At 73.5% G+C, this 1,875-nt stretch carries 2 protein-coding genes; one reads left to right on the plus strand and one right to left on the minus strand.

Annotation, left to right across the window (positions count from 1 at the left end):
* The coding region (locus ABZ641_RS35585) for a cobalamin biosynthesis protein (protein WP_359988561.1) at window positions 1-638 on the minus strand (638 nt) is incomplete at its 3' end.
* Window positions 639-872: 234 nt separating this feature from the next.
* Here ABZ641_RS35585 and ABZ641_RS35590 point away from each other — a divergent pair.
* On the plus strand, window positions 873-1,769 hold the full coding sequence (locus ABZ641_RS35590; RefSeq protein ID WP_344621965.1) for an alkaline phosphatase family protein: 897 nt from the start codon (window positions 873-875) through the stop codon (window positions 1,767-1,769).
* Window positions 1,770-1,875 lie beyond the last annotated feature (106 nt).

Genomic DNA, 1,875 nt, shown 5'->3' on the forward strand with positions numbered 1-1,875 from the left:
GCGGCGACGGCGGCGCGGGCGGCGGCCGGGTCCGGGTAGGCGGCGAGGTCGCCGAGGGTGGCGGCGAGCCGGTCACGCAGCCAGCGGGGCGGGGTGCCGGTGCGGACGTTGACGGCGAGGTCGACCAGGCCGGCGGCGCGGACCTCCGCGTCGCCGTGGTGCCGGAGGTCGAAGTCGGTGCTCATCGCGGTGGTCTCCCGAGGGGTCGCGGGGCGGTCGGGGCTGCCCGGGCGCAGCGGCTCGTCCGGGGCGGGGGCGCGGCGGGCGATCGCGACCGTGGCCGTCCGGGAGGCCGTCTTGGGCACCACCAGGCGCCCGCCGGGGGCCTCTGCCAGGGCGGCGGCCTCGGCGACGCCGGGGGTGCCGAGGGCGGCGCGGACGGCCGCGGAGGGGTTCGGTACGGGCACCGCGGCGAGCACGGCCGCCGGGTGCGCGGTCAGCGGGACGCCGAGGATCCGGGCGGCCCCGCGCAGGCCGGGTTCGGCGGCCCTCACGTCGACGGTGGCCAGCAGCACGAGCTCCGTGCGGTCGAGGCCGGCGGTGGCCAGTGCCTCGTCGAGCAGGCGCAGGACCTCGTCCGCGGGGGTGCCGGGGCGGGCGCCGACACCGGCGACCAGCGGGCCGTGCAGCTCCACCACCGTGCCTCCGCAACCCCTGTGACCTGCCGGAAATCCCACCACGGGCGCGACGGGCGGGTCAATCGTGGCGGGTGTGAGATGGAACGTACCGGCGTCGGATGCTGTTCTTCCGTTCTTCACTTCCGCGGCGCGGCCCCGGCCACCGGCCCCGGCCTAGGGTTTGGCCGCTCGACCGGTCGCAGCCAGCACTGCCTCGCACCACCCTCAACTGCCGCCCCTCGTACGGAGGACAGCATGACCGCCGCTCGGACCCCGAAGCGCAACCGGCGCACCTTCACCGCCCTCGCCGGAGCCGTGGCGATGGCCGCCGGATCGCTCGGCATCTGGGCCGTCACCGGCGCCACCGCCCAGGCCGCCACGCTCCCGACCCCCGACCACGTGGTGGTCGTCGTCATGGAGAACCACGCCTACTCGCAGGTCATCGGCAGCTCCAGCGCGCCGTACCTGAACAACACGCTGAAGGCGGGCGGGGCCAACCTGACCCAGTCCTACGGCCTCACCCACCCCAGCGAGCCCAACTACTACCAGCTGTTCTCCGGCTCCAACCAGGGCCGCACCGACGACAGCTGCGTCACCGTCGGCTCGATCTCGGCGCCGAACCTCGCCTCCGAGCTGATCGCCGCCGGCCAGACCTGGGCGAGCTACAACGAGGGCCTGCCCAGCCAGGGTTCGACCGTCTGCAGCAACAGCGCGACCAAGTACGCCCAGAAGCACAACCCGTGGTTCGGCTTCTCCAACGTGCCGACCTCGACCGCCAAGACGATGACCCAGTTCCCGACCGACTACACCACCCTGCCCAAGGTGTCGTTCGTGGTGCCGAACCTGTGCAGCGACATGCACGACTGCTCGGTCTCCACCGGCGACACCTGGATCCAGAACAACCTGGGCGCCTACGCGACCTGGGCGAAGACCCACAACAGCATGCTCGTGGTGACCTTCGACGAGGACAACAAGCTCTCCGGCAACCGCATCCCGACGATCTTCTACGGCGAGCACGTCGCCGCGGGCAGCTCCACCGCCACCACCTACAACCACTACAACACGCTGCGCACCCTGGAGGACCTGGCCGGCCTGACCAGCCACGCGGGCAACGCCGCGAGCGCCTCCGACATCACCGGCATCTGGAACTGACGCCCGTGTACCTCGCGGACTCCCGCAGCACCAAGGCCGCCACCACCGGGGCCGGCCGCACCGCGGCCGGCAGCGGCGACGCCGGCAGCGGCGACGCCGGCAGCGC

The sequence above is a fragment of the Kitasatospora sp. NPDC007106 genome, from assembly GCF_040634455.1.
Lineage (GTDB): Bacteria > Actinomycetota > Actinomycetes > Streptomycetales > Streptomycetaceae > Kitasatospora > Kitasatospora arboriphila.

Excerpts from the sequence above, each read along its gene's own strand:
- ABZ641_RS35590 (WP_344621965.1), top strand. The coding sequence starts at position 873 with ATGACCGCCGCTCGGACCCCGAAGCGCAACCGGCGCACCTTCACCGCC.